This window comes from Dysgonomonas sp. UBA7710, from assembly GCF_002482385.1.
Classification (GTDB): domain Bacteria; phylum Bacteroidota; class Bacteroidia; order Bacteroidales; family Dysgonomonadaceae; genus Dysgonomonas.
This window is the reverse complement of the sequence record NZ_DLFW01000018.1, coordinates 60,687-81,813: the sequence shown is the minus strand read 5'-3', so window position 1 is coordinate 81,813 and position 21,127 is coordinate 60,687. Positions and strand designations below refer to the sequence as shown.

General features: G+C 40.7%; 11 protein-coding genes. 7 read left to right on the top strand and 4 right to left on the bottom strand.

Annotated features, from left to right (window positions below):
- The 4 genes from B3317_RS05750 to B3317_RS05735 form a co-directional block, all read right to left on the bottom strand.
- Positions 1 to 1,668, bottom strand: coding sequence for a ribulokinase (locus tag B3317_RS05750; protein ID WP_291109516.1), 1,668 nt, complete (start codon positions 1,666 to 1,668; stop codon positions 1 to 3).
- A 169-nt stretch (positions 1,669 to 1,837) separates the two neighbouring features.
- Entirely contained in the window at positions 1,838 to 3,340 is a 1,503-nt protein-coding gene (gene araA / locus B3317_RS05745) for an L-arabinose isomerase (RefSeq protein WP_291109514.1), read from the bottom strand.
- Positions 3,341 to 3,407: 67 nt separating this feature from the next.
- Positions 3,408 to 4,091 (bottom strand): L-ribulose-5-phosphate 4-epimerase, encoded by a 684-nt coding sequence (locus B3317_RS05740; protein ID WP_291109512.1) that lies wholly within the window; start codon positions 4,089 to 4,091, stop codon positions 3,408 to 3,410.
- Between the two features lie 184 nt (positions 4,092 to 4,275).
- A complete protein-coding gene (locus B3317_RS05735; RefSeq protein WP_291109510.1) occupies positions 4,276 to 4,968 on the bottom strand; it encodes an NUDIX hydrolase in 693 nt (230 codons plus the stop codon).
- 276 nt (positions 4,969 to 5,244) lie between these two features.
- Between B3317_RS05735 and B3317_RS05730 the strand changes: the two genes are divergently transcribed.
- From B3317_RS05730 to B3317_RS05700, 7 genes are all read left to right on the top strand, one after another.
- Positions 5,245 to 6,378 (top strand): glycoside hydrolase family 43 protein, encoded by a 1,134-nt coding sequence (locus tag B3317_RS05730; RefSeq protein WP_291109508.1) that lies wholly within the window; start codon positions 5,245 to 5,247, stop codon positions 6,376 to 6,378.
- Between the two features lie 26 nt (positions 6,379 to 6,404).
- Positions 6,405 to 10,382 (top strand): hybrid sensor histidine kinase/response regulator transcription factor, encoded by a 3,978-nt coding sequence (locus B3317_RS05725; protein WP_291109506.1) that lies wholly within the window; start codon positions 6,405 to 6,407, stop codon positions 10,380 to 10,382.
- Positions 10,383 to 10,507: 125 nt separating this feature from the next.
- The gene (locus B3317_RS05720) at positions 10,508 to 10,765 is read left to right on the top strand and encodes a hypothetical protein (RefSeq protein ID WP_291109504.1); all 258 of its coding nucleotides are present in this window, start codon (positions 10,508 to 10,510) and stop codon (positions 10,763 to 10,765) included.
- Between the two features lie 1,087 nt (positions 10,766 to 11,852).
- On the top strand, positions 11,853 to 13,145 hold the full coding sequence (gene tyrS, locus B3317_RS05715) for a tyrosine--tRNA ligase (protein ID WP_291109502.1): 1,293 nt from the start codon (positions 11,853 to 11,855) through the stop codon (positions 13,143 to 13,145).
- A 399-nt stretch (positions 13,146 to 13,544) separates the two neighbouring features.
- Positions 13,545 to 16,244, top strand: coding sequence for a cation-transporting P-type ATPase (locus B3317_RS05710; protein WP_291109500.1), 2,700 nt, complete (start codon positions 13,545 to 13,547; stop codon positions 16,242 to 16,244).
- A gap of 509 nt (positions 16,245 to 16,753) precedes the next feature.
- Complete coding sequence (locus B3317_RS05705) at positions 16,754 to 18,556, top strand: glycoside hydrolase family 2 protein (RefSeq protein WP_291109498.1); 1,803 nt, start codon at positions 16,754 to 16,756, stop codon at positions 18,554 to 18,556.
- A gap of 10 nt (positions 18,557 to 18,566) precedes the next feature.
- Positions 18,567 to 21,044, top strand: a complete 2,478-nt coding sequence (locus B3317_RS05700) for a glutaminase family protein (protein ID WP_291109496.1) — start codon at positions 18,567 to 18,569, stop codon at positions 21,042 to 21,044.
- Positions 21,045 to 21,127: the final 83 nt, after the last annotated feature.

Here is a 21,127-nt window from a genome sequence, read left to right as displayed (position 1 = left end):
TTAGTTAAATAATTCTGTTTCTGTGAATTTACCCAGCTTCTGATATTTAGCATATAATTTCATATATACCTCATGCTTGGCCATATCAGGTTTATATTCAAAAGCAAAACCTTGTCCCATTGCTTTTTGCGCGGCCTTAATATCAGGATGAATACCAGCAGCTACCGATGCGAACATAGCGGCACCGAACGCGCAAGCCTGCTCCGATTTAGCCACCTTAATAGGCATACCCAGCACATCAGCTAAAGTCTGCATAACAAGCGGCGACTTCAAAGATATACCACCGATTCCGATCACACTGTTTATTTCGATGCCATTTTCGAGAAAGCGGTCTACAATAGCTTTCGAACCGAATGCTGTAGCTTCTACTAATGCCTTAAATATAAGCGGCGCAGAACTGGCAAGGTTCAACCCTGTAATGGTACCTTTCACTAATTGATTGGCATCAGGTGTGCGGCGTCCGTTCATCCAGTCGATAGCCAGTACCGAGCTTTCCGATACAGGTATTTTCTCCGCTTCTTTCGATAAAGCAGGGATCATCTTATCCAAAACTTCTTCTATCAGTTTATCTTTTGTAGCCTGATCGACCAATGTAGATTCTTTCAGTATCTTTTCCAAAGGCCATGCCAGCACAGACTTAAACCACGCGTAGATATCTCCGAAACCCGATTGTCCGGCTTCAAGGCCGATCATACCCGGAATAACAGAACCGTCTACCTGTCCGCAAATACCCGGCACAAGTTTACCATGCATATCTTCATACGAAGCCACCATAATATCGCAAGTAGAAGTCCCGATGACACGGACGAACGTTTTAGGCTCGATCTCCGCTCCTACTGCACCCATATGACAGTCGAAAGCCCCGACACCTACCGCTACATTTGTTGTCAGGCCTAATCTTTCAGCCCATTCCGGCGTAAGGTTACCGACTTTCACATCACTTGTATATGTTTCGTGGAACAGTCTGTCTCTGAAACCTTTCAGTTCAGGAGCCACTTCCACAAGAAATTCTTCGGTAGGAAGTCCGTCCCATTCTTTCAGCCACATGGCTTTATGTCCGGCAGCACAACGGCCTCTTACTATATCGGCAGGCTTTGTAGTCCCTGTAATTAATGCAGGCATCCAGTCGCAATGTTCCACCCAACTGTATGCATCGTTTACAATGGATTTATCAGCTTTCAGTACATGAGCGATTTTTGCCCAAACCCATTCGCTGGAATAAATACCGCCTTCATATGCTGTATAATCGATAGGCCATCGTTTAGCCACTTCGTTGATTTTTGCCGCTTCTTTGATAGCAGTGTGGTCTTTCCATAAGATGAACATTGCATTCGGATTTTCTGCAAATTCGGGACACAATGACAATATCTGTCCGTCTTTGTCAATCAGGGCAGGAGTGGAACCGGTAGTATCGAACGACATGCCGACAACAGCTTCAGCGGTTCCTGCAGGTGATTTACTCAAGGCTTCCTTCACCGATTCTTCCAATGCCTCAACGTAGTCGAGCGGATGTTGCCTGTATTGATTGGCCTGAGGGTCGCAATACAGACCTTTCATCCATCTCTTATAATATTTTACAGACGAAGCTATTTCTTTTCCGGATTGAGCTTCGATGATTACTGCCCGACAGGAATCCGAGCCATAATCAAGTCCGATTGTATATTTCATATTTATATTAGTTTAGGCCCCCTCAATCCCCCAAAGGGGGAAGCCGGATAGGCTATAGTTTAATTTTTTCTCTTGTTATTTTTCCCCTTTTCTTGACTCCCCCTCCGGGGGACAGGGGACTAAAAAATAGGGTACCGAGAATAATCACTACTCACGGTACCCCAGAACCTTAATTTAACGATTTATTTAATAAGTAGTACACTTCATTTACTTTCAACTCAAACTTGAAGTTGTTTATAGTTGTATTTTCATCGATAGTCACCAGTTCGATACCTGCGATATCGGCATAGTCTTCCAACATCTCGGTAGTTACAGAGAATGAGAAACTTGAATGGTGAGTACCTCCGGCCAGAATCCATGCTCCTGCACCCACTTCGAGGTTAGGCATCGGTTTCCACAATGCACAGGCCACTGGTAATTTTGGCAGCGGTTTAGGTTCTACCACTTTCACTTCATTTACAATCATACGGAAACGATTTCCCATATCTACGATTGTCGCAGCTACACCTTCACCCTTATGAGCCTGGAATACCAGGCGGGCACAAGTGCGGGCATCGCCTATACCTAAGAAATGAACTTCGATACGTGGTTTTGTACCTGTTATATCGGGATTAATCTCGAGCATGTGAGATTGCAGAATAGTGCTGTTCTCACCGTCGAAATTCAATGTGTAATCTTCAAGGAATGACTGTCCGCCCGGCAGACCCTGTCCCATCACCCACATAGTGCGAACCAATGCAGCCGACTTCCAGTCTCCTTCGGCGCCGAATCCGTAGCCTTCCGCCATAAGACGCTGAGAAGCAAATCCCATCAATTGTTTCATGCCTGCCAGCTCGTTGAAGCTGGTCGTAAATCCTTTAGCTCCTTTATCCTGAAGGAAACGACGAAGACCTATTTCCTGAGCTGCCGCATCGCGCACAAACTGGTGTTTTTCGGCCCCTTTTTTACAATCGGCAGCAAAGTCATATATCTTTTCGTATTCGGTAATCAACGCATCTATTTCAGCATCTGTAACCGCTTCTACATATGGAACCAAAGTCGCAATCGGAGCATTGTCTACGTGATAACCCAGACGCATTTCAGCTTCTACCTTATCTCCGTCTGTTACAGCAACATTGTTCATATTGTCTCCAAAGCGGATGATAAGCATATCCTGAGAATCTGCCCATCCTGCGCAAACACGCATCCAGTTTGCTATCTTAGCCTGAACGCCTTCTTCGCTCCAGTGACCTACAACCACTTTGCGGTTTTTGCGCATACGGCTAACCATATGTCCGAATTCACGGTCTCCATGAGCCGACTGGTTCAGGTTCATAAAGTCCATATCTATTTCATTCCAAGGAATTTCTTTATTGAACTGTGTATGAAGGTGCATCAATGGTTTTCTCAGATTCTGAAGCCCTTTAATCCACATTTTAGCAGGCGAGAACGTATGCATCCAAGTGATAACACCGACACATTTTGTATCGTTATTTGCTTCTTTGAATACTTTCTCAACTTCCGGAGAAGAATTGGCCGTACCTTTGTAAACAATCTTTACAGGAAGTTTACCTGAATCATTCAGAGCCTTTACCATTTGTGTAGAATGGGAGTCTACTGCAACTACTGCATCTCCACCATATAACAATTGTGCGCCGGTTACAAACCAGACTTCTAAACCTTTGAAATCCATGATATTAATAAATTATGAGTTATAAATTATGAGTTATAAGTATTTACTGTTAGCTGTTAACTGACTCTTACTGTCCGTAATATGCACCCGGACCATGTTTTCTGAAAAAGTGCTTTTTAATAAGTTCCTCATTCATTTTTAGCTGAGGATTAATCGAATAGGCTATATATGCCATTTTTGCCACCTGCTCCAGTACCACAGCATTATGAACGGCATTATGAGCATCCTTACCCCAAGAGAAAGGGCCGTGATTATTCACCAACACTCCCGGTGTGTAATCGGCATTCAGTTCTGCAAAACGCTCCACAATCACATTTCCGGTTTCAAGTTCATACTTGCCTTCAACTTCAGCTTTTGTCATTTGCCGTGTACACGGAATTTCATCTTTGAAGTAGTCGGCATGGGTAGTACCAATGTTAGGAATATCACATCCCGCCTGGGCCCACGATGTAGCATATGTGGAATGAGTATGTACTATGCCTCCGATATTTGGAAAAGCTTTGTATAATACAAGATGGGTAGCGGTATCCGATGATGGTTTTAGCTTACCGTCCAGAATATTCCCGTCCAAATCGAGAATAACCATGTCTTCAACCTTCATTGTATCGTATGATACACCTGATGGCTTAATCACAACCAATCCCTTTTCGCGGTCGATTGCACTGACATTTCCCCAAGTGAAAATTACCAATCCGTGTTTTACTAGATCGAGATTAGCGTCAAATACTTCTTTTTTAAGTGATTCCAACATAATGGTATATATGGTTCAATTACTATTATAAGGTTCTTTTTTAATAAGTGTAGCGTTTACACTTGCAATATTAGCAATAAGTGTTCAAATGCACACTTATTTATCATATGTTGTAAAACATATTTAATAAAAAAAGAGAGTAAAATACTCTCTTTTAAGTCCTTGTTTAAATACTATTTTATTTTTACAATGAAAAGTAATATCCTTTTTGGAGCAACTGATCGTACTTCTCTTTATTAAAAGTATAATAAAAGGCTCCTCTCTTCGAACTCGATTTATCTTTATCATCCTGCTTTTCGAGGATTTCCATCTCCAGTATTTTTTTTCGGAAATTACGTTTATCCAACGTAGTCTGATAAATAGCTTCGTAAAGCGCCTGCAATTGCGGCAAAGTAAATTTTTCGGGCAACAAGTTAAAACCAATAGGCTGCGTTGCCGTTTTTTTCCTCAATATTTCTATAGTATCACGCAACATCTGGTTATGGTCAAATACGAGTTTTCCAACCTTTTCTACCTCTTCCCACCTTGCATTGTGAATCTCACATACACTTTCGTCGAACATCTCCAGGTCTATCAACGCATAATAGGCGATTGACACAACCCGCTCTCCCTCGTCACGGCCGATTTCTCCATAGGTACCCACCTGTTCCATATATACATCTTGTATACCTGTATATTCAAAAACCACGCGGGATACTGTTTCCGACAGACTTTCATCGGACCGTAAGAACCCTCCCATTAATGTATCCTGTCCTTCCTGCGGCTCAAATTTACGCTTTGAAATAAGCAAATATAGTTTACCATCCTTAAAGCCGAGGATTATACAATCGACTGAAACATAAAATTTTTCCTGTTCTCTATAAAATAATGGAGTCATGTATGTGTTTTTATATTATGCAAATATACGCATAATTTCAGTTTATTAAGTGTACTAAATACGTTTTATTTTTCAACCAGCAAATATAGCATATTTTTTCTTTTTGCAATATTTTAAATAATTTAATTTATAGCAGAGAATCGGATCACAACCCGAAAAAATTAGGAGAAAACTCTCTTGAACTCATTTCACAATCAGGTTTATCCAGCAAAAAAGTTTAACTTTAAGCCTGTTTTCTAAAAAATACTTATTGCTTAGTCCAAGTATATTTGTTTAATGCATATTATCATCATGAACCTGATATTGAAGCTTTCGGCCATCCTCCTTGTATTACTCTCCTTAATATCTTCATGTAAGAAGAAAGAAGCAAGTACAGAACAATCCGGCGACACCCCCACCGAAACATATACCAACCCATTATTACAGACAGGGGCACGTCCATGGGCCACATATCATAATGGCAACTATTATTACCTCCAGGATAGCGATGATAAGATCATACTATGGCAGACACAAGAGATTACCGACTTAAAAAATGCACCAAGCAAAGAAGTCTGGATACCCAAAGATAAGAATAATTCATTTCATATCTGGGGGCCGGAACTGCATCGCATAGATAATAAGTGGTATATCTATTTTGCTGCGGATGACGGAAATACGGACAATCACCAGATTTATGTCATTGAAAACACATCGGAGAATCCTTTTGATGGTGAGTTTATAATGAAAGGTCGTGTAAAAACGGATAAGGATAACAATTGGGCTATTCTTCCCAGTGTATTCTCTCATAATGGTGGCCTGTATATGATTTGGTCCGGCTGGCAAAAGCGAAGGATAGAGGCGGAAACCCAATGTATTTACATTGCCCGGATGGAGAATCCGTGGACATTGGCTTCGGACAGAATACTGATCTCCAAACCTGAATATGAATGGGAACGGCAATGGATAAACCCTGACGGGAGTAAAACCGGCTATCCGATCTATGTAAATGAAGATCCGCACTATTTCCACACAAAAAATAAAGATAAAGTTCTTATCTATTATTCGGCCAGCGGTACATGGACACCATATTATTCAGTAGGCATGTTATACGCCGATGCAAATAGCGACTTGCTAAATCCCTCGTCATGGACAAAATCGGAAAAGCCTGTTTTCGTCCAGAATCCCGAAAACCAGGTATTTGGCACGGGTAGCCCTTGTTTTATACCATCTCCTGACCAACAGGAAATATATTTTCTTTATCAGGCGCGGGCCATCGATAAAGAACCTTATGGTTCCCTCCCTTCCGGGGATATGGATACACGTTCGCCCCGGTTGCAAAAGATGGAATGGGGGGATGATGGTTTTCCGGTCTTAGGAGAAGCATTATCTGAAATAGAAAAAATAAAAAAACCATCCGGAACAAAGTGAGATACTCTACCCCATCAAGAAACATAATGAATAAACTTTGGATATTTCTCCTGTCGATATGCCTTTTACCTGGTACACTGCCTGCACAGCAGTTCTTTTTCAAAAAGTATCAGGTAGAGGACGGACTGTCTCACAATTCATCATGGTGCATATTGCAAGACAGCTATGGTTTTATGTGGTTCGGGACAAGTGACGGACTTAACCGGTTCGACGGCAGAAAATTTAAAGTCTACAGAAATGACATACAGGACAGCTTTTCATTAGGCAACAATTCGGTACAGGCATTATTCGAAGATAAAAACAGGGATATCTGGATAGGCACAAGTAGCGGTATGTATGTGTATGACAGAAAAGGAGACAGATTCAGGCATTTCGACAAAAAGACACAATATGGTGTTTCTATCAGCGGAGAGGTCAGGAAAATCATAAAAACAAGCAAAGGACTTATCTGGATAGCTACCCTTGGACAGGGCCTTTTCATTTACAACCCCGAAACGGATACTCTAAGCCAAAATAGCCAACATACTTCATTTACATGGGATATATGCGAAGATAGCTCTTCCCGTATCTATTCTTCTTCATTGCAGGAAGGATTGATATGTTATGATAAAGACGGTAAATATATAGAATCATTAGCGTTATTACCGGACAAAAAGGATTTAGGCAACCTGAAAATCAGCTGTATACAAACCATTGGCGACAAGGTCTGGTTCAGTGTGGGGACAAATAACCTGGGAGTGCTGAATAGTAATACAAAGCATATATCTTATTATAGCAGCGACCAGAATATAGGAACCATAAGGGCTATTTCCCAGTTTTCGGAATGGGAGCTTCTTGTCGGCTCGGATAATGGTTTGTATATATTCAATATACAGCATAATGAATTTATACGCATCGACAATCCTCTGGACCTTCGCAGCCTAAGCGACCAGTCTATCTACAGTATATTAAAGGATGTCGAAGGCGGCTTCTGGATTTCCACTTATCTGGGTGGAGTAAATTACCTGCCGCAACAAACCAAAGTATTCGAATACTATAGTCCCACCTATATACCTTCCCTGAGTACGGGCAAAGTAATCAGCCGCTTCTGTGAGGATAAGGACAGAAATATCTGGGTGGGCGCGCAAGACGGCTTGAAATTTCTTAATCACAGGACACAGCATCTGGAAACGCATATAATGCCCGGAAAAATACAAAAGCTGGATGTCCGCTCCTTATTGCTCGATGACGAAAACCTATGGATAGGAACCTATGCCGAAGGGCTGAAAGTATATAATCCCGAAACAAAGAAAATGACGGAATATTATCACGCCAGAGAATCGTCCGTTACCATCTGCAGCAATGATGTCCTGTCTCTTTACAAAGACAGCAGGAACGATATATACATCGGTACCAGTTGGGGACTTTGCAGATATGACCGGACAAAAGATAATTTCGAAACTCTCAATTTTGTCGGGACTATGACTTCCGTTTCGGACATATTGGAAGATAATGAAAATCAATTGTGGATAGCAACCTCCAACTCCGGTGCATTCCGATATAACCCTCAAAACAATCAGTGGAAGCATTATACACATGACGAAAAAATATCCAATTCAATTACAAGCAATGCTATAATCACCCTCTTCAAAGATACAGGAGGCAGGATCTGGTTTGGCACGAATGGTGGCGGCTTATGTTATTTTAATGCCGGTACCGGATCGTTTACCGATTTCGACCCCCATAATCAGACTTTACCCAACAATGTAATTTACTCCATGGAAGAAGATAATCAGGGTGATTTCTGGATATCGAGTAATGCCGGATTACTGAGAGTAAATCCCCAAAATAAAGCGATCAGAAAACTTTTCACACAAGAAGACGGACTGCAAAGCAATCAGTTCAATTATAAAGCCTCCCTGAAAGCCAGTACAGGGAAACTTTATTTTGGTGGCATTAACGGATTTAATGCCTTTTACCCGAACGAGTTTAAAGAAAACAACTATATACCACCCGTTTACATTGTGGATATCAGATTGTACAACACCGATGAGAGTAAGAGCAAAGAATTACTGAACTTGTCCGAGCCCATATATATGGCAAAACAAATAGCCCTACCCTATGACAATAATAGCATTGTCCTTGAGTTTGGCGCTCTCAGCTACGAAGAACCGAACAGAAACAGATATATGTATATGCTGGAAGGGTTTGACAAGGACTGGGTAAATAGTGAGAATTCAAATATAGCATCTTACACGAACCTGCCTCCCGGGCAATACACCTTCAAGGTAAAAGGCGCGAATAATGACAATAAATGGAATGAACAGGGTGCAAGCATCAAAGTAAGAATTTTACCCCCTTGGTGGAGGTCTGTACCTGCATATATTTTCTACTCATTATGCATCATTGCGTCTCTTTTCCTTATTGTCAGATATTTCATCACCCGGTCGGACAGAAAACTAAGCCGGCAGATGGAGGAATACCGCATAGAAAAAGAGAAAGAGGTCTATCAATCCAAGATCAGTTTTTTTATTAACCTGATACACGAAATAAGAACCCCGTTGAGTCTGATAAAGTTACCTTTGGATAAGTTGACGGAGAAACGGCAGGAAGATGCAAAATCATCTAATTACCTGACGGTTATCAACAAGAACGTAAATTATTTACTCGACATCGTCAACCAGCTTCTGGATTTCCAAAAAATAGAAAATCAAAATATACAACTTACACTTAAAGAGGAAAATATAAATAGCCTCTTACAGGAAATATATACCCAATTCACCCATTCGGCAGAGTTGAAGGATATCAAACTTAGTATTTCATTACCGGAAAATGAGATATTCGCTTTGGTCGACAGAGAAAAGATTACAAAGATCGTTGTTAATCTTTTAGGTAACGCGATCAAATTCACAAAGTTAAAAATAGAGCTTCGATTGGAATCTTTTGACGACCACTTTGAAATAAGTGTAACAGACGACGGGCCGGGTATCGGCGATGAAGAAAAAGCGAAAGTCTTTGATGCTTTTTATCAATCGGAAACAAAAAGCAATACCAGTACAGGAACAGGTATAGGGCTGGCCTTCTCTAAAATACTTACCGAAAATCATAAGGGTAATCTATCCCTGATTGATAATGCTTGGGGAGGGGCATCATTTATTCTGTCTATCCCTATATTGTATAACGAGGAGACTCTCGGAGAAACTGCTCAAACAGGGGAAATCTTAGAATCACCCGAAATCTTGGATACAGCAACCAATACGCCCGTTTCTTTCAAAGATTTCAGTGTTTTATTGGTAGAAGACAATATAGAACTACTTGATATGGTTGCGGATTCACTGGCTCCTTTCTTCTCGGTATTGAAATCCGGCAACGGGAAAGAAGCCTTAAAAATACTATCTGAAAATAGCATTGATCTTATTGTAAGTGATGTGATGATGCCAGAAATGGACGGATTCGAATTGTGCAGAACTATCAAATCCGACATTAACTACAGTCATATACCCGTTGTCTTACTAACAGCAAAAGTAACACTTGATGCGAAAATAGAAGGCATGGAATATGGAGCAGACGTGTATCTCGAAAAGCCTTTCTCAATCAAGCAATTACACAAACAGATAGAGAACCTGCTGAAACTCAGACTATCTCTCCAAAAAAGAATAACAACATCTCCTGCCTCCTCGGCTATCGACATGGCTATGCCTAAGAAAGATAAGGAATTTATTGAGAAGCTTCATGCCGAAATAGAAAAGCACATCACCGAGCCGGACTTCTCTATCGATACGATTGCTGAAACTATGTTTATGAGCCGCTCCAGCTTTTATCGTAAAATGAAGGGGGTCACAGGCTTATCTCCGAATGATTACCTGAAGACGTTCCGCCTGAATAAAGCGGCAGAATTGTTACGTGAAGGGGAATTACCTATCTCTGAGATATGCGAAAAAGTAGCTTTTAGCTCCTCATCCTATTTTGCAAAGTGCTTTAAGGCGCAGTTTGGAGTATTGCCGAAAGATTATCCGGGTAATTAAAAAGAACGCTTATATAAAAGAAAAGAACATTTTTATTTTTATCTTAGTGCACCGGAAACTCAGACTATAAATCAATTCATTAGTGAAGTTTTCGTTGTACTATTTTTAATTATAAAATCATTATTATGGAAAATCAAGAACAGTATGCTAAGGGCAATAAATCTGTGGTTAGTATGGGAGAATGGCTAATAACTATGCTTATAATGATCATTCCGGTAGTAAATTTCATAATGCTGTTCGTATGGGCCTTTGGGAGCAATACACCTGAAAGTAAGGCCAACTGGGCAAAAGCTCAGTTAGTATGGATGGTAATAGGTATTATACTTGTTGTCATTTTCTGGGGAACCATTGCCGCAATATTTGTCGGTGCTGCCTCCCGGTGACAAAAAGATTTTATAACGAAGCATGGAAGCCTTTTTTTTAAGGCTTCTTTTTTTATTACAAAATCGTCCCGCCTTTCTTATTAAACAATCGAAAGATTGGTGTGGTAACAGGGGAATTTAAAGTTTATTGAGAGTCTGGATATATTGGTAAATCCTGCACCGGATGTAAATTACTTTATCTATGTAGTAGTTTTTAACCCGGCTTATATTTATCCCGCCGGCAGGTGAAAAAGTTGTTACTTGTGTTACTTTTTAACTAAATACAGTTAAGAAAAGTAAAATACAGATATGGCTATTAGCTGATAGTTCTTTGATGTGTTGATTGGCCCCTCCAACCTCCCCTTGTGGCAGGGCTGTTAAGTTCTCTACTTTGTTCTGTTATTTTCTGCTGTCATCCTAAGTGGAACGAAGGATCCCGACCCTGAGAAACGAGATGTTTGCCTCGCCTTCGCTTCGGCGATTTTGGCTCCGCCGATTTTCAATTCAATTCACTCCGTTCAACATGACACAGAGGGTATAAAAAATCAGAACTTAACAGCCCTGCCCCTTGGGGAGGCTACAGAGAGGGTAAAAAGTAATAGGTAGAAATACTGTTACTTTTGTTACCTTTTGAAAGTAGTAAGTATTGAGTAATAAGTTGAAAGTTATATGAGATACGAGTAGACAAGACACGAGGTACAAGTAATATTTTAAACGAAGAACGAATTGAAAATCGGCGGAGCCAAAAGCGATAAGTGATAAATATTTTTCACTCTTAGTTTTTCACTTTTCACTTAGAACTTACTGTTTACTGATATTTCTGTTACCTTTGTTACCTTTTGAAAAAGTTACAAGTTATTTCGCCCTGCCGACAGTTACAAGTAGACAAGAAACAAGTTGTTAACTGTTTACTGTTAACTGTAAATAGTGTTACCTTTTAACAAGTAATCAGCTCTAAGTTGTAAGTAAAAACAATTTGTAAATCTGCTAATCTCGAAGTTTGCTGATCGAATTGACACATTAAAATAAAGGTATATGTTTTTTCTTTTCGAAAAAGGTCGTACTTTTGCACACTAACTAAAAAAGTTACAATTAATAAACTAATTCGATGAATTTTGTTGAAGAACTAAGATGGAGAGGTATGATACAAGAGATCATGCCGGGTACGGAAGAACAACTGCAAAAGGAACTGACTTCGGGCTATGTGGGTATTGACCCTACTGCCGATTCGTTGCATATCGGACACCTTGTGAGTGTGATGATATTGAAGCACTTCCAGCGTGCAGGACATCGTCCCATCGCTCTTGTAGGCGGAGCAACAGGTATGATCGGAGACCCCTCTATGAAGTCGGCCGAACGTAATCTGCTGGATGAAGCTACTCTTCGCCACAATCAGGAATCGATTAAGAAACAGTTGGCTAAGTTTCTCGATTTCGAGTCTGACAAACCGAATGCGGCATTGTTGGTAAATAACTATGACTGGATGAAAGACTTCTCATTTTTGAACTTTATCCGCGACATAGGAAAACACATTACCGTAAACTATATGATGGCCAAGGATTCTGTAAAGAAACGCCTGAGCGGGGAAGCTTCGGAAGGCATGTCGTTTACAGAGTTTTCATATCAACTGATGCAGGCATACGATTATCTCCACTTATATGAAACATTAGGTTGTCGCATTCAGATGGGCGGTTCCGACCAATGGGGAAACATCACCACCGGAACAGAACTTATACGCCGCAAGGCTTCAGGCGAGGCTTTTGCCCTTGTTTGTCCGTTGATAACAAAAGCAGACGGAACTAAGTTCGGCAAGACCGAATCGGGTAACGTATGGCTCGAAAGAAAATATACATCGCCTTACAAGTTTTACCAGTTCTGGCTGAATGTAAGTGATGACGATGCAGAAAAATATATCAAAATATTCACAGCTCTCAGCAAAGAGGAAATAGAAGCATTGGTTGCAGAGCAAAAATCGGCCCCACATCTTCGTCCCTTACAGAAACGTCTGGCAAAGGAAGTTACTGTTATGGTCCACTCCGAAGAAGATTACGATCAGGCTGTTGAAGCTTCCAATATCTTATTTGGCAATGCGACTGCCGATGCTTTGAAAAAGCTGGATGAAGAGACATTCCTACAGGTATTTGAAGGTGTACCCACATTCGACATATCCAAAGATGAACTGACTGCGGGAATTAAAGCTGTAGATTTGCTGACCGAAAATGCAACTGTATTTCCATCGAAAGGAGAAATGCGTAAAACTGTACAGGCAGGCGGAGTAATGGTAAATAAAGTGAAGGTAGAAAACTTCGATGACATGATAGATTCATCATTTCTCATCGCCGGAAAATATATTATAGCACAAAAAGGAAAGAAAAACTACTTCCTATTGGTGGCTAAATAAAATTATTATTACTTTTGTACTCGCAAAAGTAATATTGTCTCATGGTGTAATGGTAGCACTGCAGATTCTGGTTCTGCCTGTCTAGGTTCGAGTCCTAGTGAGACAACAAAGAAATGAAAATTCAAGAATAAGAAAAGTCACTAAACCAGTGGCTTTTCTTATTATGGTTCTGAACAGCACATCCGGATAACGGTTAGACTATACAATCTGATATTTACCCAAGATATTCCATAATCTCATATTTGCTTATCGGGAAGAATAGCAGGATTCTTCTTCTGAAAAAAAATGAAACATTTTTACAGGTTCAATTGTTAAAATAAAGAATTGTACAAAGCTAATGTTCATTTTATAGGATGGTATTTTATATACCAATTCCGGAAAATCAAAATCAAAAACTATATGGTGAAAGAAAAAACATTTTATAATAAAAACTGGCATTCTCTCGAGGTCGGCGAAGTTTTAGAGATATTAACTACTAATGCGACAAAAGGCTTGTCTGAGAAAGATGCTAATGAGCGGCTCGCTCAATTTGGAGAAAATGTCCTTCCCGAGAAGAAGAAAGAAAGCAGGTTATTACGTTTTTTCAAACACTTTAATGATATTCTTATATACATATTGCTTATAGCCGCAGTTGTTACAGCTATTCTAGGCCATTGGGTAGATACGATTGTGATCGTAATTGTAGCCGTAGTTAATGCCAGCATCGGATATTTTCAGGAAAATAAGGCAGAGAAGGCTTTGGAGGACATAAAAAAGATGTTGTCTCATACGGCACAAATAGTAAGAGACGGAAAGAGACTGGAAATAGGAGCATCACATCTGGCTGTAGGAGATTTGGTTATTCTACATCCGGGAGATAAAATTCCGGCCGACCTCAGATTGATAAAATCAGATAACCTGAGAATAGAAGAATCTGCGTTGACAGGAGAGTCTATACCTTCACAGAAAAATGTCGGGGCAATATCCGCAGATACTCCTTTAGGAGACAGGAACAATATGGCTTTTTCTACAACCACAGTTAGTGCGGGAACAGGAATGGGAATAGTTGTAGCAACAGGACAGAATACAGAAATTGGTAAGATAAACCGTATGATGTCCGAGGTGAAACTTATCACAACACCTTTGCTGCGACAAACAGCTAAGTTTGGCAAAACCGTATCTTTCGTAATAATTGCCATTGCAGTAGTAGTTTTTATTTTCGGATATTTTTATCGCCATTATGATACAGGCGAGTTGTTAATGTCTGTAATCGGACTTGCGATCGCAGCTATTCCTGAAGGACTTCCTGCTATTTTGTCAATAATATTGGCTATAGGTGTACAAAATATGGCTAAACGCAAGGCTATAGTCCGGACATTGCCATCAGTAGAGACGCTGGGTTCGGTCGCAGTCATATGCTCTGACAAAACCGGAACTCTGACTAAAAATGAGATGACGGTCAAGACTCTTGTAACCGGTGATGATCAGTTTGATGTAACAGGCACAGGATATTCCCCCGTTGGAGATGTAGTGAAGAGCAATGAAATAGTTGATTTCAGTACTGAATCGGTACTGGATAGCCTGATAGGCTGTTTTTATATATGCAATGAAGCCTCTTTGGGTAAAGATGAAGAGGATAACTGGTATATAAAAGGAGATCCGACGGAAGGCGCTCTTATAACTTTGTATGAGAAAGCGGCTGTAGATCATCACGAAACAGATAGAATTGCAACGATTCCGTTCGACTCGGAGTATAAGTATATGGCAACTCTGGTTGAAGCAGAAGATAAAAATATTATATACATAAAAGGTGCCCCCGACCGTCTTCTGGATATGGCCGGAAAAGAATTGTCTTTGAGTGGAGAAAAACTATTTGATCGTAAAAGCTGGGAGGATGCAATAACCGGATTAGCCGGAAAAGGGCAGCGTGTAATCGGAGGAGCATACAAAATCGTAGCTAAAGACCAGAAAAACCTGTCGCATGAAGATTTACACGAAGGCATCACATTCCTCGGGCTAGCGGGAATCATTGACCCACCCAGAGAGGAAGCTATTGAAGCAATAAAGCAATGTTCTGAAGCCGGTATAACCGTAAAAATGATAACCGGAGACCATATCGAGACTGCAAAATCGATAGGACTGGAAATGGGAATTGGTGATGGAATCAAGGCTTTGGAAGGGAAAGCCATTGAACAGATGACTGATGAAGAATTAGAATCAGCGGCTGTCGAATATAACATTTTTGCACGTACCAGTCCCGAACACAAATTGCGTTTGGTGAAAGCTTTGCAAGCCCGTAATATAATATGTGCTATGACGGGAGACGGAGTAAATGATGCCCCGGCGTTAAAAAAAGCAGATGTAGGTATAGCGATGGGTATAAAAGGTACAGAGGTAACCAAAGATGCAGCGGAAATGGTATTGGCCGATGACAATTTCTCTACTATTGCTGCTGCGGTAGAGGAAGGAAGACGGGTATATGATAATCTCAAGAAGACAATCCTGTTCATATTGCCTACTAATGGGGCCGAGAGTTTTCTGATTATAGCCAGCATCCTGTTCGGAACGCTTATGCCGCTCACTCCTATACAAATACTTTGGGTTAATATGGTCACATCAGTGACTATTTCTCTGGCCCTTGCATTTGAAAAACTAGAGCCGGATACAATGAAACAACCGCCGCGTTCTCCCCAAACTCCATTATTAAACGGATACTTTATATGGCGTATTTTGTTCGTATCTGTTCTTATAGGGGGAGGGACCTTGTTATTGAATCTATATCTGTTGAATAATGGTGTAAGTGAAGATATTGTCAGAACTGTAACAATACAGACAATTGTAATCACCCAGATGTTTCACTTGTATAATAGCCGTAGCATCCGCAAGTCTGCTTTCTATGGAGATTTTTTCGGTAACAAAGCAGTATTTGTTGTCTCGGGGTTGCTTATCTTATTGCAACTATCCATAACATATATCCCGTTTATGAACCAAGTTTTCGGTACCGTTAAGTTACCATTACATTTCTGGATATATCCGTTCGTTTTTGGACTTATCATCTTTATCATAGTAGAGGGCGAAAAATGGGTCATGAGACTAATGGATAAAAAGACACATAAATAATTCAGATCCACAATCTCACATAAAAAGATAAAACTGTATATTGCAAAATATACAGTTTTATCTTTTTATCCTGTTGTCTCACTAAGATTCGAACTTAGACAGGCAGAACCAAAATCTGCAGTGCTACCATTACACCATGAGACAATCCTATTACCTTAAAAAGGCGGTACAAAAGTATATCATTTTTATTAAAAAACAAAGAAAATGCCCCCTTTTTCATTTTTTATATGCTAATTAACCGATTCAAAAGGGGTTGTGACCTGATATTTATATTTTTTGAACAATAAATTTCAGCCTTTTCAGGTACATCAGAGTACATTTGTAATATTCAGTTAAATGAGAAAATAGATAAAGCATCCAGATAAAGGATTGATGTAAAACCATAAAACGAAGGAGTAGTAAATGCCTGCATATATCAGAAAACATAATAGATTATAGTAAGTAATATCAAATTTAATTCAATGATAAAATCATATTGTATAATACCTAAAAGTAAACACCTTATTTAAATGAAGAAGATTCTTATTTTAGCTTTGGTCTTATCGAGCACCAGTTTATTTGCTCAATGGAAGCCTGTAGGAGATAAACTTAAAACCAAGTGGGCGGAAACCCTTAATCCGAACAATGTATTACCTGAATATCCCCGCCCGATCATGGAGCGCTCAGACTGGACGAATCTGAATGGGTTATGGGAATATGCTATACTGCCTGTAGGCAAACAAGAGCCTCAGCAATTCGACGGACAGATATTAGTTCCTTTTGCTGTGGAGTCAAGTTTGTCCGGAGTGCAAAAAGAACTGGGTAAAGAAAAAGAACTATGGTATAAACGTACTTTTACCGTTCCTTCAAATTGGAAAGGAAAGAATATCCTATTGCATTTTGGCGCGGTAGACTGGAAAACCGAAGTGTTTATAAATGACATCAAAATCGGTTCCCATACCGGAGGATATACTCCGTTCAGTTTCGACATCACACCTTATCTGACTTCCGGAAATCAAAAACTGGTAGTCAAAGTTTGGGACCCTACAGATGACGGCGACCAGGCCAGGGGAAAACAAATCAAGAATCCGCATGGCATCTGGTACACTCCTGTATCGGGCATCTGGCAGACTGTATGGATGGAACCTGTGGCGCAAAAGCACATTGCAGCCATCAAAACAATTCCAAATATAGACAACAACCAATTATCAATTGACATCTGTACAGAAGGCACTACCACCGGAGATATAGTAGAGGTGACAGTAAAAGACGGAGCGAAAACTGTAGCAACAAGCAAATTTGCCGCAGGACAGTCTACTGATATAAACATTCCCGATTTAAAGCTTTGGTCTCCCGAATCCCCGTTCCTGTATGATTTGGAAGTTACCCTATACAATAATGGCAAGGCGGCTGATAAAGTGAAAAGCTATGCTGCCATGCGTAAAATCTCATCGAAAAGAGACACCAATGGTATCTACCGTTTTCAGTTGAATAACAAAGATTATTTTCAGTTCGGCCCGTTAGACCAGGGTTGGTGGCCTGATGGACTATATACTGCTCCTACCGATGAAGCGCTGGCATATGATATTCAGAAAACAAAGGATTTCGGATTCAATATGATCCGCAAGCATGTAAAGGTTGAGCCTGCTCGCTGGTACACACATTGCGACCGTCTGGGAATCCTTGTATGGCAGGATATGCCTAATGGAGGGCCGTCTCCCCAGTGGCAAAGCCAAAAATATTTCGATGGCGTGGAAGTACAGCGCTCTATCGAGTCTGAAAACATATATCGCAAAGAATGGAGAGAAATAATGGATTATCTGATTTCATATCCTTCAATTGTAGCATGGGTTCCGTTTAATGAAGCATGGGGACAATTCAAAACGCCTGAAATTGTGGCATGGACAAAGAATCACGACCCTTCCCGTCTGGTAAATCCTGCCAGTGGCGGTAATCATTACCATGTAGGAGATATGATAGACCTGCACAACTATCCGGGACCGGATATGTATCTTTTTGATGCCAAAAGAGCGAATGTACTGGGAGAATACGGTGGTATCGGCTTACCTCTCGAAAATCACCTTTGGCAGACTGACAAAAACTGGGGATATGTTCAGTTTAAAAATTCGAAAGAAGTTACGGATGAATATATCAAATATGCAGAAGCATTGAAAGGCTTTATCAAAAGAGGATTCACAGCCGCAGTTTATACCCAGACAACCGATGTAGAAGGAGAGGTAAACGGATTGATGACATACGACCGTAAGGTTATCAAACTGGAAGAACCCCGACTAAGACAAATTAACCTGGAAATATGTAATTCATTGAAATAAATATATATAAATGAAAAATTTACTTTATCTCTTATGCCTCACCGGGCTATTCAGTTGCGGCGGCACTAAAGAACCGGCACAGATTATTAAAAACGATTTACGGGCGCCCGCTTACCCATTGGTAACGATTGACCCTTACACCTCAGCGTGGTCGGCAACCGATAATTTGTATGATGAATCAGTGAAACACTGGACAGGCAAGGAATTCCCTCTATTAGGGGTGATACGTGTCGATGGAGAAGCATATCGTTTTATGGGCGTAGAACAAACTCCTATAAAAGCTGTAGCAGGCATGTCTGTAACAACAGCCTGGACAGGCAAATATACATTCAATGCTCCGGCTAAAGGCTGGGAAAAAGCCGAATTTAACGATAATGCATGGAAAGAAGGACAAGCCGCATTCGGTACGCCGGAGGAAACCAATGTAAACACGCTATGGGAAACCAAAGACATATGGGTACGCCGGAATATAAATCTGGATAAAGACCTGTCCGATAAAAAAGTATTCCTTATATATTCACATGACGATATCTTCGAACTGTACATCAACGGCATACAGGTGGTAAAGACGGGATATGAATGGAGGAAAGATGTACAGATCACACTCAGCGATGAAGTGAAAAGTACGCTAAAAGCAGGCAAGAATGTCATTGCAGCACATTGTCACAACAAAATGGGAGGAGCTCTCGTGGATTTTGGCATCTATGTGGAAGATGACATTGAAACATTCCTGAGTACAACAGCTGTACAGAAATCGGCTGATGTACAGGCAACCCAGACCCATTATACTTTCGAGTGTGGAAATGTGGAACTGAAACTCTCTTTCCTTGCACCACTGCTCATGGATGACCTGAATCTCGTATCACGTCCGGTAAATTATATTTCGTATGATATCAATTCACTGGATGGTAAGGAACATGACGTTCAAATCTATTTCGAAGCCGCACCAAACTGGGCATTAAATATTCCATCTCAGGAAAGTAAAGCCGAAGGATTTGAAAAAGACGGGCTGCTGTTCCTCAAAACAGGAAGCACCAACCAGAAAGTCCTGGGAAAAAGAGGTGACGATATCCGTATCGACTGGGGTTATTTCTATCTAAGTGGAGAGAAAAACAACTCTACATATAATGTAGGTGACCCTTATCAGATGAGAAACGATTTTGTAAAGAACGGAAAACTTGCAGGGGATGTAAGTTCTAAAGACAATGCCAGCCTGGCTATATCGCAGACTCTTGGTAGCGGTAAATCCGCGTCAGGAAAAGTACTTATCGGATACGACGATATTTATTCTATCCAGTATTTTGAAGAAAATCTTCGCCCATACTGGAATAAGAAAGGCGACAAATCTATAGAGCAGGCTTTTGTTGAAGCCAATAAAGAGTTTACCAGCCTAAGCAACAAATGCAGCGACTTCGACTTCAAACTGATGAATGAAGCCGCTCAGGCCGGAGGAAAAGAATATGCCGAATTGTGTGCGCTGGCTTATCGTCAGGCCATATCCGCCCATAAGCTTGTAGAAGCGCCAAACGGAGACCTGTTATTTCTATCTAAAGAAAACAATAGTAACGGATCTATCGGAACGGTAGATGTAACTTATCCTTCCGCTCCGTTATTCCTGTACTACAATCCGGAACTGGCAAAAGGTTTGCTCAACCATATCTTCTATTACAGCGAAAGTGGTAAATGGGTTAAACCGTTTCCTGCACACGATGTTGGCACATATCCTTGGGCTAACGGACAAACATACGGTGGTGACATGCCTGTAGAAGAAGGTGGTAACATGCTTGCTCTGACTGCCGCTATAGCTGCTGTGGAAGGAAATGCAAAATATGCTGAAAAACACTGGGATGTACTGACCACATGGACAGATTACCTTGTAGAAAAAGGACTCGATCCGGAAAATCAACTTTGTACCGACGACTTTGCCGGTCACTTCGCCCACAATGTAAACCTTTCGGTGAAAGCAATTATGGGTATCGCTTCTTACGGGTACCTGGCAGATATGCTCGGAAAGAAAGACATCGCTGAAAAATATACAGCCAAAGCTAAGGAAATGGCGCAGGAATGGATGAAAATGGCTGATGATGGCGACCACTACCGCCTGACATTCGACCAGCCGGGAACATGGAGCCAGAAATACAATTTGATATGGAACAAGATACTCAAATTGAATATATTCCCTGAATCTGTGGCTCAGAAAGAACTTCCTTATTATCTGACCAAACAGAATGAATACGGTTTGCCGCTCGACAGCAGGAAAAACTATACGAAGGCCGACTGGATCATCTGGACTGCGACATTGGCTGATGATAACGCGACATTCCTGAAATTTATCACTCCATTGCATAAATTTATGAATGAAACGACCGACCGTGTACCTATGACCGACTGGTACAATACGGACAGTAAAACACATGTCGGATTCAAAGCCCGCTCGGTAGTCGGCGGATATTACATTAAAATGCTGAACGACAGAATGACAAAATAATTTTCTATAGTAATTAAATAAATACTTTTACATTGTACTGGGCTGTGACAGTCCGGTACAATTATTTTTCTTCAGCAAAACAT

Bases quoted from the DNA above. Each gene is read 5' to 3' on its own strand.
- B3317_RS05750 (WP_291109516.1), bottom strand. From the start codon at position 1,668: ATGAAATATACAATCGGACTTGATTATGGCTCGGATTCCTGTCGGGCA.
- araA (WP_291109514.1), bottom strand. From the start codon at position 3,340: ATGGATTTCAAAGGTTTAGAAGTCTGGTTTGTAACCGGCGCACAATTG.
- B3317_RS05740 (WP_291109512.1), bottom strand. From the start codon at position 4,091: ATGTTGGAATCACTTAAAAAAGAAGTATTTGACGCTAATCTCGATCTA.
- B3317_RS05735 (WP_291109510.1), bottom strand. From the start codon at position 4,968: ATGACTCCATTATTTTATAGAGAACAGGAAAAATTTTATGTTTCAGTC.
- B3317_RS05730 (WP_291109508.1), top strand. From the start codon at position 5,245: ATGCATATTATCATCATGAACCTGATATTGAAGCTTTCGGCCATCCTC.
- B3317_RS05725 (WP_291109506.1), top strand. From the start codon at position 6,405: ATGAATAAACTTTGGATATTTCTCCTGTCGATATGCCTTTTACCTGGT.
- B3317_RS05720 (WP_291109504.1), top strand. From the start codon at position 10,508: ATGGAAAATCAAGAACAGTATGCTAAGGGCAATAAATCTGTGGTTAGT.
- tyrS (WP_291109502.1), top strand. From the start codon at position 11,853: ATGAATTTTGTTGAAGAACTAAGATGGAGAGGTATGATACAAGAGATC.
- B3317_RS05710 (WP_291109500.1), top strand. From the start codon at position 13,545: ATGGTGAAAGAAAAAACATTTTATAATAAAAACTGGCATTCTCTCGAG.
- B3317_RS05705 (WP_291109498.1), top strand. From the start codon at position 16,754: ATGAAGAAGATTCTTATTTTAGCTTTGGTCTTATCGAGCACCAGTTTA.
- B3317_RS05700 (WP_291109496.1), top strand. From the start codon at position 18,567: ATGAAAAATTTACTTTATCTCTTATGCCTCACCGGGCTATTCAGTTGC.